Raw genomic sequence first — 13,168 nt, 5'->3', positions numbered from 1 at the left:
TAGCTTTTAGGTGTCCGATACAAACCGGCGAGTATGCCTGCCCCGCGTGTGCTGGTGGTCTCCGCATCCGATACCACCAATCGGCTGACCGACGCGCTTGCGGCCGCCGGCTGTGCGGTACAGACCGCTGACACCGCCACAGCCGCGCTGGGGATGCTCGGCACGACGGCCATCGACTGTCTGGTCAGCGAGTACACCCTCCCTGGCGACGACGGCCTCGCGTTGCGTTCGGCTGTCCGACAGCTTGATCCTGACCTGCCGTTCATCTTGGTCACTCATCTCGACAAGGACGAACTCCCGCTGTCGTTTGAGGCTGATATCGATAGATACGTCCACAACAACGGCGCGGATACGACCGAGCGGCTGCTCGCCGTGTTGCCGTCAACTGCTGTCGACGACAGGGGATCGACACCGCAACCGGATGTTACCAACCACGAACCCGACGCCACAGAGCTACAGCGCGCGATCGAGGCCGCGCCGATCGGCGTCAGTCTGACCGATCCCTCGTTGTCGGACAACCCGCTTGTCTACGTCAACGACACCTGGGGTGAGTTTACCGGCTACGACGCCGAGGAGATGCTCGGTCGAAACCCACGGCTGCTCCAGGGGCTTGGCACCGATCCGGAGACCAAGGCACAGCTTGCGTCGGCGATTGACAACGAGGAACCGACAACCGTCGAGGTGCGGAACTACCGGAAGGATGGCACCCCGTTTTGGAACGAGCTGACGATCGCGCCGATCCACGACGAAAACGGCGAGCTCACCCACTACGTCGGCTTTCAGATCGATGTGACCGACCGCCGGGAGGCCACCGAAATCGCCGCCGACCGCGCCGACAAGCTCAGCCAGCACCGCCGGATGCTCCGCCGGCTTCTTGACCGGGTCGACGGGCTGCTCCGTGAGGTCTCGGCTGTGTTGTTGGACGCGACCGACCGTGAGGTGATCGAACACCGCGTCTGTGAGGCTGTCGCCGCTGAGCCGGGCTATACCGCCGGCTGGATCGGCTGTGTTGACGACGAGGACTTTCGGATTACCGCCAGCAGCGACTGTTCGCTCCCCTCGTCGGTGTCGGTCTCGGAGCTGGCAGCCCCGATTCAGACCGCCACCGAGACCAATGAGCCGCGGCGGTGTTCCGGCTGTGCCGATGGCGAACTCGCCCCTGAGACAGTCGCCGCCGAGTGCCTGCTTGTCATCCCGTTGTGTTACCGTGATCGTCGGTTCGGACTGCTCGGCGTCTACGCGGACGATGCGGCACTCCTTGACGACAGAGAACAGCCCATCCTCACCTCCCTCGCCAAGATGATCGCCAACGGGATCCACGCCGTCGAAACGACCCGGGTGCTCACGACCGATCAGGTCACCGAGCTCCAGATCGATATCCGTGATCGAACGTTCCCGCTGTCACAGATCGCCGAGACGCTTGGGACACCGGTCGAACGCGTCGGGACGACCCGTGCCAGCGACGGCCGCTGTGAGTGGTATCTCGCCGTTGAGTCCTGTGACGCTCCAACAACGGAGTTGGAATCGCTCTCGTTCGTGAGCGACGCCCGCACGGTCTCGGCGACCGACACGGAGCGGACGGTGGCGGCAACCGTTGAGACCACCGTTCCTGCGGAGCTGTTGGCCGACCACGGCGCGGTCATCACCGGCATCACGGCGACCACCGATGGCGCGGTTTTGACCGTCGAGACCCCACCGGAACGAAATGTGCGGTCGCTGCTTGAGGTGCTTGCCAACGCCTACGAAGAGGTTGATCTGCGGGCGCGCACCCAGCGTGACCGCCGTGACCGCAGGCTCAACGAGTTTACCGCCGAGATCGACGAGCAACTCACCGACCGCCAGCAGGAGGCCCTTGAGGCGGCGGTGCTTAACGGCTACTTCGAGTGGCCACGACCGGTCGACGGCGCGGAGATCGCCGACACGATGGATATCACCCGCCAGACCTTCCACCAACATCTCCGGGCTGCCCAGCGGAAGCTTGTCTCCGCGTACGTTGACGCCGACGACCGGTAGATCGCCACCGCAGATCGCCCGTGTGCTGCCCGGTGAGACAGCGTCCTTTTGTATCCTGCCCGGTAGGTACACATGTATCGTGGCGACATCGATCACCCCCGATGAGGACAGCCCGCTGATACGGGAGGCCACCCGCGCCGACCTGCTGTCGATCTACCGGATCGAAACGCAGGTCTTCGAGCAGCCGTGGCCCTACCCTGCCTTTGAGGGCTTTCTCGCGGAGCCAAACTTCTTGATCGCCGCAGCCAACGGCTCGATTGCCGGCTTCATCGTCGCCGACGTGACGCCGACCTACGGCCGTGATCTCGGCCATATCAAGGATCTTGCCGTCCACCCGACGGCACAGGGCAACGGGATCGGTCGTCGCCTGCTCCAGCGGGCGGTTTTGGGGCTGACCGTCGAGGGCGTCGGCCGGATCAAACTCGAAGTCCGCAAACACAACAGCCGCGCCCGGAGGCTCTACCGGTCGGAGGGCTTTGAGCCGGTCACCCGCCTCTCGGGGTATTACGACGACGGTGAGGACGCTATCGTGATGGCGAAACAGCCGGAGCAAACCCATATTTTTGATACAGAGTAGCACAGTCGGGTCGTTGCGCGTGGGTCGCCGTGCAGCAGCCCAACCGAGCAGTGCTGTTTTGCCGCTGTCGGTGCTACCTGCTCTATGAGCTATCTGTGTCCGGTCTGTGAATCCCCGTTCGGCGGTAGCGAGCCGTTAGCCGACCATCTCGCGGTCAGCGCGATCCTCCACGGCGGCGACCACGAGGCGTGGTTAGACGAGACTGTCGCCGACTGGGACGCGCTTTCGCGTGGCGAACTTGGCGAGTGCGTTGTCGACCACGCCGACGAGACTGACGACCACGAGCATATCGGCGAACACAGCCACCACGAGCCAGAACCTGCGAGTGGCCTGCCGAATGGGATCGACAGCGAGCCGTCGGGACACAACGCCGCCGACACGACCCTCGACGCCGATGCCCAGGCGATCATCGAGGAGGCCCGCGAGCTCACCCGAGAGATGCAGCGTGACGACAAACAACAAGAGTCCTAACGCGGCAGGGGTTTCATATGGGTATGGAGACCGATGGCGTCTACGCACCCGAGACGGTTGCTGTGGCAAAAAACGCGTACGACTCGCTGGGCTCGACCGCCCAGATCGTTGTCAAGGAGACGGCGAAGGCAATGGATTTTGGGCCCGAAACGTATGACGATCGTGTCACAAGCGAGGTGATCGAAACCGCCCGCGACGCGCTGTTTGCCTCCTTACTGGAAGTCCACCATGGCGATCGCGCGGCCTTCGAGGCGTGGTGTGATGACCATCCTGACTACAGCATCGAGATACTCGGCGGCGATGATGCCGACGCGATCGTCTGGCACCCGGCTCCGTTCGCCGAGACGGTTATCGCGGCGACATATCAGAACGAACCCGAGGCGGCCGCAGCGACGGCACGACGGCGAGCCTTTGGCGAGCAGTACCGACCGGCGTTTGAGGCGACCGACGACGAGATGGGGTGACGGGACGTACCCAGAACAGCACCTTTATCAGTCGTTCAGGGCGAACTTTTGATAGAACTACGCTGAGGAGGTCAATAGTGACACAAGAGACTACACAACCGGAGGTGAACATCGGACTCGTCGGCCACGTCGACCACGGGAAGACGACGCTCGTCGAAGCCCTGAGCGGTTCGTGGACCGACCAGCACTCCGAGGAGATGAAACGCGGTATCTCGATTCGACTCGGCTACGCGGATACGACGTTCCGGACATGCCCTGGCGTCGATGAACCGGACTGTTACACTGTCGACGAAGAGTGTCCCGACGGCGAGGCCAGCGAGCCGCTACGAACCGTCTCGTTTGTCGACGCGCCCGGCCACGAGACGTTGATGGCGACGATGCTCGCCGGCGCGTCGCTGATGGATGGCGCGGTGCTTGTCGTCTCGGCGACCGAGGACGTGCCACAGGCCCAAACCGAGGAACATCTGATGGCGCTGGACATCATTGGCATCGACAACATCGTTATCGCCCAGAACAAGCTCGACCTCGTCGACCGCGAGCGGGCGATGGAGAACTACGAACAGATCCAGGCGTTCGTCGAGGGGACGGTCGCCGAGGACGCCCCGATCGTCCCGATCAGCGCCCAACAGGAGACGAATCTGGATGTGTTGATCGGTGCGATCGAGGAGACGATCCCGACGCCGGCTCGCAGCGACGACGACAACGCCGCGATGTTCGTTGCCCGGAGTTTCGATATCAACCGCCCGGGGACGACCTGGGAGGATCTCGCCGGCGGCGTCGTCGGCGGGAGCCTTGTCAGCGGCGAACTCACCCCGGACGACGAGATCGAACTCCGCCCCGGCCGCGAGGTCGAGGAAGGCGGCCAAACCGAGTGGCAGCCGTTGACGACGACGATCCGGTCGCTGCAGGCCGGCGACGGTGCTCCCGATTCTGTTGGGCCAGGTGGCCTCATCGGCGTCGGCACCGGCCTTGATCCGAGCCTTACGAAGGGCGACTCCCTCGGTGGACAGGTCGCCGGCGAGCCCGGCACGCTACCCCCAACGCGGAACGGCTTCGAGATGGACGTGGAGCTGCTCGACCGCGTTGTCGGCGAAAACGACGAAGTTGAGACCATTTCGACGGGCGAACCGCTAATGTTGACCGTTGGCACCGCAACCACGGTTGGGGCGGTGACCAGCGCGAGAGACGGCGAATGCGAGGTCAACCTGAAACGCCCGGTCTGTGCCCGCGACGGCGCGACCATCGCCATCAACCGCCGGGTCGGTGCGCGGTGGCGGCTGATCGGTATCGGCACGCTGCGGGCGTAGCATGGTTGTCGTCGGGATGGATACCAACGCACTCATGATGCCGGTCGAATGTGATATCCGTGTGTTCGACGAACTCAACCGGCTGTTCGGCCCCGCCGCCGAGTTGGTTGTCCCCTCGGCGGTAATTGCGGAGCTTGATTCGCTCGCCGACGGCCACAGCGCGGCCGCGACCGCCGCCAGTGTGGGAAAAGATCTTGCCGGTCGGTGTCGTGTCGTCGAAACGAACGCCTCATATGCTGACGACGCAATCGTTGAGCTAGCCACCGACGGCGAACTCGATTACGTCGTCACGAACGACGCCCCACTGCGTGATCGCCTCCGATCCCACGGCGTTCACGTTGTCAGCAGACAGGGCGAAACCACCCTCGGGATACGATCACCATAATATGTACAAACGGGTACGACTCAAAGATACGGTCGAAGTGCCGCCGGAACAGCTGGCGGATGTGTCGCCACAGCGTGTCAAACGCCTGCTGCAGGAGAAATTAGAGGGACGCATGGACGAGGATGTCGGCAGCGTCGTCAGCGTCATCGGTGTCCACGAGATCGGTGAGGGCACCGTGTTGCCGAACCGCCCCGGCGTCTACTACGAGGCGGAGTTCGACGCCATCACGTTCGATCCCTCGATGCAGGAGGTCACCGACGGCACCGTCGTTGAGGTCGTCGAGTTCGGTGCCTTCGTCGGGATCGGCCCGGTCGATGGGCTGCTCCACGTCTCCCAGATCTCCGATGAGTATCTCGCCCACGACGCCGAAAACCAACAGTTGGCCTCGACGGAGTCGACCGACTCTCTTGGCGTCGACGACGCGGTACGCACGCGGATCGTCACGAAGAGTATCGACGAGCGCAACCCGCGGGACTCGAAGATCGGCCTGACGGCCAAACAGCCCGGCTTGGGCAAACACGAGTGGCTGGAGCAGGCCCGCAAACGGCGCGAGCAGGACGCGGCGGCGGAGGGTGCCTAAATGGCGGCCGACCGGCTGGCCTGTCGGGAGTGTCACTTTGTCAACGAGGCCGACAGCCAAACCTGTGAAAACTGCGGGTCTTCCAGTCTGACCGAGGACTGGGCCGGCTACGTCATCGTCTCCCACCCCGAAGAAAGCGAGATCGCCACCGAGATGAACGTCGGCGACGCCGGCAGCTACGCCCTGAAGGTTCGGTAGTGTGCTTGAGCTCCCCGAGACGCTCCGCGGCGAGCTGAAAGAGCCCCTTGGTGAGATCTACACCGCTCCCGACGCCCTGTTGGCAGCCGTCGACGAGCATGCCGACACAACAGCCACGACAGACGCGTCGTCGCCCCCGGCACGGCTGCTGACCGTCGGCGACGTGGTGACCGCGACGCTCGCCGATGCCGGCCGCCAGCCGGATATCGCCGTTGTCGACGGCCGAACCGAGCGCAAGCCTGTCGATCCAGCCGTCGAAGCGACACTGGCTGATCTTGCGGGTCGCCGACTATCGGTCACAAACCCGCCGGCGACGCTTTCGGAACCGTTGTTGACGACGCTTCGTGAGGCGGCGACGAGTGCCGAGCGTCCAGTCACGATCAGCGTCGACGGCGAGGAGGATCTGGTCGCGTTGCCGGCGATCCTCGCCTCACCCGACGGGGCCAGCGTTGTCTATGGCCAACCCGGCGAGGGAATGGTACATGTTCCGGTTCGGTCGGCGGTTCGTACGACGGCCCGGGAGTTGCTTGCCGAGTTCGACGGCGATACCGATGCCGCGCTCTCGATGTTGGAGTAGCGGCAACGTCGCTGTTAGTCTACGATCAGTTCTGTGAAATCGATTCCCGCTTGGGATGGTTTTTATACTCTGAGGAGTCATGTGAACGAGCCACATACGCCGAATTCGGGCGGTATGGTAGCTCTTTGCAGGGTCTCTTTCACCGAAGTATTTATATTCCGGCCGGCAAAATGTAGAGCTACCAGAACGCCTCCGGCGCTGGTGGCATCGCACGACGAATGATCGGGAACTCTTATCCACGGTCGATCGCACAGTGGCTGGCCACTGCCATGGTCGGAGCAACAATGGTACCGAGGTTCAAACCATGAGTGTAGTAACTGAATACGACATCGACACGCTTGACGACGCGGACAACGTCGAGCTGACAGACGAACGACTCGAAAACGGCTCGAAAGGCAAACTGATCAAACTCGCTGGGCAGCTCCGCGACCGACGCAACGAGCTCAACCAGATGGCATCCGAGCGCGCCGACAAGCGCGACGAGCTCAACGCCAAAACACGCGAAAAAGTCGACGAGGCCCAAGACCACCGCGAAAAACGCGACGAGCTCAACGAGGAAGTCCAAGAGCACAAGGACAAACGCAACGAGCTCAACGCCGAGGCCAACGAACTCTTCGACGAAGTCGAGGAGATGAAGGAGGATCTCGAACTCGACGAGGGGAAATCCATCGAGGAGCTCGAATCCGAGATCGAGGATCTGGAGTTCCAACAGCAGACCGAGGTGTTGTCCTCGGAGGACGAACAGGAGCTCATCGAGAAGATCGAGGCCAAACGCGAGGAACTCGCCGAAAAGAAAGCAAAGGTCGACGACAGCGGTGAACTCGACGACCTCGTCGAGGAAGCCGAGGAAGTTCGCTCCGAAGCCTCCCAGCACCACCAGAAGGTTACGGAGCTTGCCGACAAGGCCCAAGAGCACCACAACCAGATGATCGAGGCCTACCGCGAGGCCGACGAGGTGCGCGACGAGGCCGACGAGATGCACGAGCTGTTCGTCGAGGCCCAAGAGGCCGCCGACCGCCACCACGAGGACTTCGTCAGCGTCCAGAAACGCCTCCGCGAGCTGGACAAAGAGGAAGAAGAAGAGCGCAAAGACGAGCGCCAAGAGAAGATGGAAGAAGAAAAGCAGGAAGCCGAGGATATCTACCAGAAGTTCAAGGAAGGCGAAACCCTCGAAACCGAGGATCTGATGAAGCTCCAGAAGACAGGGCTGCTCTAAGTCGGAGACGTGGCGGATCTGTTTTTGTTTGTGCCAACTCCCGTAGCCACGCCACCGCGAGCCGCGGCGACCGACTGGCTTTTTAGCCGCCCGCCTGTTTGGATCGGCTGTGACGACGCTGGTCTGTTGTCTCGACCGGGACAGCACCGTGACGACAGCAACGGGGGTGACCCCGCCGGTTGTCGGCTGGGAGGCGGTGCGGTCGCTGGTGACCGATGTTGGGCTGGCTGACCCTGAGGCGACGACGGTCAACTGTCTGCTGGAAGCCCTCCGTGTGACCCGCGACCTCAACGATGCTGGCACCGACGCGATGGTAGCGGTGGTGTCGGCTTCCCCACCGGGGACGACTGCCCCTGACCGCGCGGTGGCCGACCAGATCGACGACCTCGCCGCCGACTACGATCTGACGGCGACGGTTGTCGTGACGGGGACGACCGACGACGAGCGACTCCTGCCGGTGATCGAAAGTCGACTGCAGGTCGATGGCGTCGACCGCGTAGTTGTTCGACAGGCCCGGGATATCGAGTCGACGTACTACCTGCTCAAACAGTTTCTTGCCGACGAGGAGTTACGAACGACGGTGTTGGTGCCGCTGGGTATCAGTCTGTTGTTGCTGCCAGCACTTCTGTTGTGGTTTTCGCCTGCGGTCGCGCTTGCTGGGCTGGCGGCGGTTCTCGGCGGTGCGGTGCTGTATAAGGGATTGGGGATCGACGAATACGTCGGTCGCTTCCCGAAGGTGAGCCGAGAACTACTGTACTCCGGGCAAGTCTCGCTTGTCACGTATGTGACCGCGGCTGGGTTGACGATTGTTGGCTTGGTTTCGGGTGGCATTGCGGTGACACCCCTGCCGGACTCGTTGGCTCCGATCGTGGCTGCTACTTTCCTTCACAGCAGCAGCCCGTGGCTGACGGGTGCGGCTGTCACCGCTGCCACCGGCCGGCTGCTTGACCGTCGGATCGCCGATGAGCCGCTACCAACAGCGATGTTGAGCCTGCCAGCAGGGCTGCTGGCGATTGGGGTCATTGCCCGCGGGTTCACCGGCTATCTGCTGACCGTTGAGTTCGTTGTCGGGTCGGTTGGGCTGTCGCCGATCCAGCGACTCGCCGTCTTCGTTGCCAGCGGGATACTCGTGAGCCTCCTTGGGGTCACGCTGGCGACCGCGCTTGCGACACAGCCGACCGACCCGGTAAGCGAGTGATCAGTTGGTTGCGCGATACGCACCGTGTTTGACGCCGATAGCGAGGGTAATAACGCCAAACACAGCCATCGACGGCAGTACCATCATCATGATCGTTGATGGGGCCATCGGGATCGGTGCGGCGATCAGTCCGCCCACGCCGAGGGCGACGATAGCAACGAACAGTCCAGCGGTGGTTCCGGTCGTAAACTCCATATCTTCGGTATGGAGTCCGACGGCCTAAACGTAGCGGAGCCGACCGCTTATGACCCGTCTTTTGGGCGGATGATGTTAGCAAACGCCACCAGTCCACCGAGGAACCACCCCAACGGCACCGACAGCGAGAGCCACATCAGCACGTAGCCGGTGCCCTCAAGCGTGAAGCGTTCGCGGATGATCTCGTTGAGTCCGCCGACAAACAGGATTTCATCGAGGATCGTGATCGCAAGCTGCTCGCTGGCCGGGAAGATGGTTTGCTGTAGCGTCTCAACGAACAGCGCGGCGACGACCGGCGGGAGAAACAACGCGGTCATTGCAGCCGGGTAGGCCAACAGGACGCTCGTTCCGCGCCCACCAACACGGCTGAACAACACCGCTAATACCGCCGAGACTGTCGCCACGACACTGGCGGCGACGACCGCAAGGAACCCTTCGGCGTTGAGACTGACTGTACCGACAGTCCCGAACTGATAGCTCGCAACCGCCGAGAGTACGCCCCAGACAACGACTGAGACCAATACCGCGCCGAGAATGCCGAGTCGGGTGGCCGCGCTGTCGAGTTTGACTGCATAAAATCGCGTTCCGTAGCCGACCAACAACAGCGGGTAGCCGATCAACACCAGCGGCAGGCCGACAGCCGCCCAGAAGTAGTAGCCAGCCGTCTGGACGCCGGTCTCCGGCTTCCACTTCCCAAGAACGTGTCCAGGATCAAGTTGACGCGGGAAGACGACCTCCATCCATGTCTCGTGGAGTCGCAGGAGGTCGATGCGGATCGCGCCGATCAACCCGGGTGACCGCTGTGCCATTGCTACCTACTGGCCCGCGGGAGTATGTGAAGGTTGTGTTCCTGTTAGTTGTTCCACGGGCCAAAGTCGGGGTCGACTCGCCGGTCGGTGGTGTCGATGCCGTCGATCGTTTCGACCTCCGCATCTGACAGCGACACCGACAGCGACGCCCAGTTGTCGCGGATGTGTTCTCCGCTCGTTGCCTTCGGGATCGCCGTGATCCCGTGGTGGCGTAGCCACGCGAGGCTGATCTGGGCCGGACTCACGCCGTGGTCGTCGGCGATCGATTCGATCTCGGGGGTATCGAACACCTCGCCGCGAGCCAGCGGGGAGTAGGCGACGAGCTCAACGTCGTGATCGGCACAGACCTCCCGTAGTTCTTGCTGTTGGAGCAGGGGATGAATCTCGATCTGGTTGGCGAAGATCGGGGCGTCGGAGAGCTCGATGGCTTCGGCGAGCTGTTCGGGCTCGAAGTTGCTAACACCGATCCGGTCAATCTTGCCTTGCTCGTAGAGTTCGTTGAACGCGGCGAGGGTATCCTCGGCGTCGTAGGTTCGGGACGGCCAGTGGACGTATAAAAGGTCGACGCTGTCGACGCCGAGGCGATCGAGACTTGCCTCGGCGGTTTCCAACACATCGTCGTACGAGAGGTTGTCAATCCAGATCTTGGTCGCGAGGAAGATCTCCTCGCGGTCGACGGTGGCCTGTTCGAGCCCGTTGCCGACGGCGGCCTCGTTGTCGTAGGCTTGGGCGGTGTCGATATGCCGATAGCCGGTGTTGAGGGCGGTCGCAACCGAGTCGGCGCAGGCCTCGGGATCGCTGTTTTTCCATGTGCCGAGCCCTACCATCGGCATCTCGTTGGCGATCGGACAGTCGTCGCTCACGGGGAGTTCATTTTGTGCCATCGTCGAGATGTTGTCCTGTCGCCGAAAAGGGGTTGTGGTCAGCCGCGATTCCTGTCAGCCAGCCTGATAGCTCAGTATTTCGGCTCGGCGCCGGTGATCTCGTAGAGCTCATCCATGATCCCGTCTCGAACCGACTGCCACGCTGGGAACCCTTCAGGACTTGCTGGGTACCGCGCGTAGTGCTCGGAGAGCTCCGATGCCTTCGAGCGAACCTTGGCGAGCTCCATGAGTTCACCCCAGTGGCCGAAGGTATCAGCGAGCGTTCGCAGCTTCAGTGACAGCGGCATCGATGCGGTGCCGGTGCCGGCTAAGGCGTCGGCGAGGTGTTGGCCCGGCACCGACGACACCATCTCGGTGATCTCTTGGACGCTGCTTGTTGTTCCCCAAATATTGTAGAGGTCGATAGCCGCAAAATGTTTGCCAAATCCGGTCATCACCTTGCGGTTGTACTCCCAGAGATTGGCCTCGCTCACGTCGCCGTCGGCGATCGCCCCGATCGCCTGTTTGGTCGCCCAGTAGGCCGATTTCGCCGCCCCGGGGATGCCGCCACCGGTTGTCGGATTGACGTGGCCGGCGGCGTCGCCGACCGCCATGTAGCCGTCAGTGACCGCCGAGTCGTACGGCCGGCGGGTTGGCAACGCGGCTCCCAGCTTATCCTGGACGGTCGGCTCGATTAGATCCGGACGATCCTCGACAGCCCGCTTGAGTTCCGGCACCATCTGCATCTCCGGCTGATCCATCTGAAACCCCAGGCCGGCGTTGATCTCCGTCGCCGTCCGTGGGAAATACCAGAGATAGCCGAGCTCCTTTGTCGGCTTAAACACGATGGCGTCGTTCCACTCGACGGGCTCCTCGACATCGATGACCTCGCGGTAGGCCGAACAGAACTGTGAGTACCGAACGTTGGTATCGAAGTAGCTCCCGTCGAAGTCGGTTTTCTCTTGGAGGATCGACAGCGCGCCGGCAGCGTCGATGACAACTTCGGCGTCGTAGCTAACGGGCTCACCATTGTGAGTGCCGACGACGCCGGTGACGGTACCGTCGGCGGCCTGTGTGACATCCTGGACAACGGTGTCGTAGTGGATCTCGCTGCCGACGCGGGCGGCTTCCTCCAAGAGAACTTCGCCGTAGCGTTTCCGGTCGAGCACCGCGCCCGGTTCACCGAACTCGATCTCGATATCCTCGCCGTCAGCGGGGTTTTCGAACACCGCCCGGCTGATCTCGCGGTTGGTAAACGACTCATCTTTAAGATAGTCAAGATCGATCACGTCGGGGAACGTACTTTTCCCCTTGATGGCGTCGCCGCAGGCGATATGACCGGCGTCGGCCTCGGATTTTCGTTCTATGATCACGACATCGAGGCCGTCGGTGGCGGCGGTCGCCGCGGCGAAGGCCCCGGCGGTACCGCCGCCGACAATCACGATATCGTAGGCGTCGGATGACATACACATCCTATTGCTGTGGCGGATAAAAAAGCCCGTTATCTACGATGTCACCGATGGCCTGCACCGAAACGGTGAAGCAGACTGACCTGTTGGGCAGTGATATGTATCGACGACAGGTCATCACAGCGATAGGTACTGTTGGCGTTGCCGGGCTGGCCGGCTGTTCCGGGCTCACGGGCGATTTGGAGTATACGGCTGCACCGGCAACGCTCGATCCCGAGGTTGCCGCCACCGAAGGGTACGACACTGCGGGGCCGTCGGTGTTTGCGATCACCGAAACCGTTGAGGTCGCCGGTGAATCCCGTGAGGTCGGCATTACCACGTGGACGACGGGCTATCAGTCAGACACTGGGCCGTGTGTCGTGTTGAGCACGCCGGCTGTCACACTTGCCGGCCAGTCGCTGAACCCCTTAGCTCAACTCAGCGGGAGCGAGCTTATCACCCGGCTGCTGGAGGAACTTGGCGGCGGCGCGTCAATCCAGGAGCTCGAAGCCGCCGGTGAGACTGAGCTGTCGATCTTCGGGGAGGCCCGAACGATCGAGGAGTTCACCGGGGTTCTCGAAACCGGTGGCGGTGGTGAAGTGCCAAGCGAACTCAGCAGCGACGGCGGCGTGCCGATCCGACTCTATCTGCTGTCGACGACCCACGAGTACGGCGACGGGGGGTCGGATGTCATCTTCACGTTGGGCTTCCAGCCACAGGCACTGGTTGACGCCGCGACGATGCACGCGCTGTTTGAATCACTCCAGCATCCGGTCGAACCGCCTGAAACAACGAATCAAACACAGTAAGATCGGCGGCTGAGCGAAACACCCGCAGCCGGCAGCCAACCTCCTCAGCAGTTCGGTG

Annotated in this window: 16 protein-coding genes; 12 read left to right on the top strand and 4 right to left on the bottom strand. The window is 62.5% G+C overall.

The genetic code is table 11. The features are described 5' to 3' along the window. Positions 1-33 precede the first annotated feature (33 nt). The 11 genes from DP106_RS09535 to DP106_RS09485 all read left to right on the top strand — a co-directional run bounded on the left by DP106_RS09535 (position 34) and on the right by DP106_RS09485 (position 8,986). Positions 34-2,013, top strand: a complete 1,980-nt coding sequence (locus DP106_RS09535; protein WP_120084939.1) for a bacterio-opsin activator domain-containing protein — start codon at positions 34-36, stop codon at positions 2,011-2,013. Between the two features lie 79 nt (positions 2,014-2,092). After that, positions 2,093-2,590, top strand: a complete 498-nt coding sequence (gene rimI, locus DP106_RS09530) for a ribosomal protein S18-alanine N-acetyltransferase (RefSeq protein WP_240625390.1) — start codon at positions 2,093-2,095, stop codon at positions 2,588-2,590. An 84-nt stretch (positions 2,591-2,674) separates the two neighbouring features. Beyond that, complete coding sequence (locus tag DP106_RS09525; protein WP_120084938.1) at positions 2,675-3,061, top strand: DUF5810 domain-containing protein; 387 nt, start codon at positions 2,675-2,677, stop codon at positions 3,059-3,061. A 23-nt stretch (positions 3,062-3,084) separates the two neighbouring features. Next, a complete protein-coding gene (locus DP106_RS09520; protein ID WP_120084936.1) occupies positions 3,085-3,525 on the top strand; it encodes a DUF5809 family protein in 441 nt (146 codons plus the stop codon). Positions 3,526-3,602: 77 nt separating this feature from the next. Then, on the top strand, positions 3,603-4,832 hold the full coding sequence (locus DP106_RS09515) for a translation initiation factor IF-2 subunit gamma (RefSeq protein WP_120084935.1): 1,230 nt from the start codon (positions 3,603-3,605) through the stop codon (positions 4,830-4,832). A gap of 16 nt (positions 4,833-4,848) precedes the next feature. Continuing rightward, on the top strand, positions 4,849-5,217 hold the full coding sequence (locus DP106_RS09510) for a DUF188 domain-containing protein (RefSeq protein WP_120085002.1): 369 nt from the start codon (positions 4,849-4,851) through the stop codon (positions 5,215-5,217). Between the two features lies 1 nt (position 5,218). After that, a complete protein-coding gene (locus tag DP106_RS09505) occupies positions 5,219-5,797 on the top strand; it encodes a DNA-directed RNA polymerase (RefSeq protein ID WP_120084933.1) in 579 nt (192 codons plus the stop codon). Then, positions 5,798-5,995 carry a transcription elongation factor subunit Spt4 gene (gene spt4 / locus DP106_RS09500; RefSeq protein WP_120084932.1) on the top strand — a complete coding sequence of 66 codons (198 nt, stop codon included), beginning with the start codon at positions 5,798-5,800 and terminating at the stop codon, positions 5,993-5,995. A 1-nt stretch (position 5,996) separates the two neighbouring features. Next, positions 5,997-6,572: a GTP-dependent dephospho-CoA kinase family protein gene (locus DP106_RS09495; protein WP_120084931.1), complete on the top strand. Its 576-nt coding sequence runs from the start codon at positions 5,997-5,999 to the stop codon at positions 6,570-6,572. Between the two features lie 304 nt (positions 6,573-6,876). Next, positions 6,877-7,788 (top strand): coiled-coil protein, encoded by a 912-nt coding sequence (locus DP106_RS09490; protein ID WP_120084929.1) that lies wholly within the window; start codon positions 6,877-6,879, stop codon positions 7,786-7,788. Positions 7,789-7,897: 109 nt separating this feature from the next. Then, positions 7,898-8,986 carry a DUF373 family protein gene (locus DP106_RS09485; protein ID WP_120084928.1) on the top strand — a complete coding sequence of 363 codons (1,089 nt, stop codon included), beginning with the start codon at positions 7,898-7,900 and terminating at the stop codon, positions 8,984-8,986. Here DP106_RS09485 and DP106_RS09480 read toward each other — a convergent pair whose 3' ends face one another. From DP106_RS09480 to DP106_RS09465, 4 genes are all read right to left on the bottom strand, one after another. Next, positions 8,987-9,181, bottom strand: a complete 195-nt coding sequence (locus DP106_RS09480) for a DUF7333 family protein (RefSeq protein WP_120084926.1) — start codon at positions 9,179-9,181, stop codon at positions 8,987-8,989. A gap of 47 nt (positions 9,182-9,228) precedes the next feature. Then, entirely contained in the window at positions 9,229-9,990 is a 762-nt protein-coding gene (locus DP106_RS09475) for a hypothetical protein (RefSeq protein WP_394343455.1), read from the bottom strand. 44 nt (positions 9,991-10,034) lie between these two features. Continuing rightward, positions 10,035-10,874, bottom strand: a complete 840-nt coding sequence (locus DP106_RS09470; protein WP_120084925.1) for an aldo/keto reductase — start codon at positions 10,872-10,874, stop codon at positions 10,035-10,037. A 71-nt stretch (positions 10,875-10,945) separates the two neighbouring features. Beyond that, a complete protein-coding gene (locus tag DP106_RS09465) occupies positions 10,946-12,319 on the bottom strand; it encodes a geranylgeranyl reductase family protein (protein ID WP_120084923.1) in 1,374 nt (457 codons plus the stop codon). Positions 12,320-12,420: 101 nt separating this feature from the next. Between DP106_RS09465 and DP106_RS09460 the strand changes: the two genes are divergently transcribed. Next, a complete protein-coding gene (locus tag DP106_RS09460; protein ID WP_133305127.1) occupies positions 12,421-13,110 on the top strand; it encodes a DUF6517 family protein in 690 nt (229 codons plus the stop codon). Positions 13,111-13,168 lie beyond the last annotated feature (58 nt).

This window comes from Halonotius pteroides (assembly GCF_003605635.1).
GTDB classification, from domain to species: Archaea; Halobacteriota; Halobacteria; order Halobacteriales; family Haloferacaceae; genus Halonotius; species Halonotius pteroides.
This window is presented reverse-complemented; position numbering and strand designations above follow the sequence as displayed.

Coding starts and splice junctions, on each gene's coding strand:
- DP106_RS09535 (WP_120084939.1), top strand. CDS start 34: ATGCCTGCCCCGCGTGTGCTGGTGGTCTCCGCATCCGATACCACCAAT.
- DP106_RS09525 (WP_120084938.1), top strand. CDS start 2,675: ATGAGCTATCTGTGTCCGGTCTGTGAATCCCCGTTCGGCGGTAGCGAG.
- DP106_RS09520 (WP_120084936.1), top strand. CDS start 3,085: ATGGAGACCGATGGCGTCTACGCACCCGAGACGGTTGCTGTGGCAAAA.
- DP106_RS09510 (WP_120085002.1), top strand. CDS start 4,849: ATGGATACCAACGCACTCATGATGCCGGTCGAATGTGATATCCGTGTG.
- DP106_RS09505 (WP_120084933.1), top strand. CDS start 5,219: ATGTACAAACGGGTACGACTCAAAGATACGGTCGAAGTGCCGCCGGAA.
- spt4 (WP_120084932.1), top strand. CDS start 5,798: ATGGCGGCCGACCGGCTGGCCTGTCGGGAGTGTCACTTTGTCAACGAG.
- DP106_RS09490 (WP_120084929.1), top strand. CDS start 6,877: ATGAGTGTAGTAACTGAATACGACATCGACACGCTTGACGACGCGGAC.
- DP106_RS09480 (WP_120084926.1), bottom strand. CDS start 9,181: ATGGAGTTTACGACCGGAACCACCGCTGGACTGTTCGTTGCTATCGTC.
- DP106_RS09475 (WP_394343455.1), bottom strand. CDS start 9,990: ATGGCACAGCGGTCACCCGGGTTGATCGGCGCGATCCGCATCGACCTC.
- DP106_RS09470 (WP_120084925.1), bottom strand. CDS start 10,874: ATGGCACAAAATGAACTCCCCGTGAGCGACGACTGTCCGATCGCCAAC.
- DP106_RS09465 (WP_120084923.1), bottom strand. CDS start 12,319: ATGTCATCCGACGCCTACGATATCGTGATTGTCGGCGGCGGTACCGCC.
- DP106_RS09460 (WP_133305127.1), top strand. CDS start 12,421: ATGTATCGACGACAGGTCATCACAGCGATAGGTACTGTTGGCGTTGCC.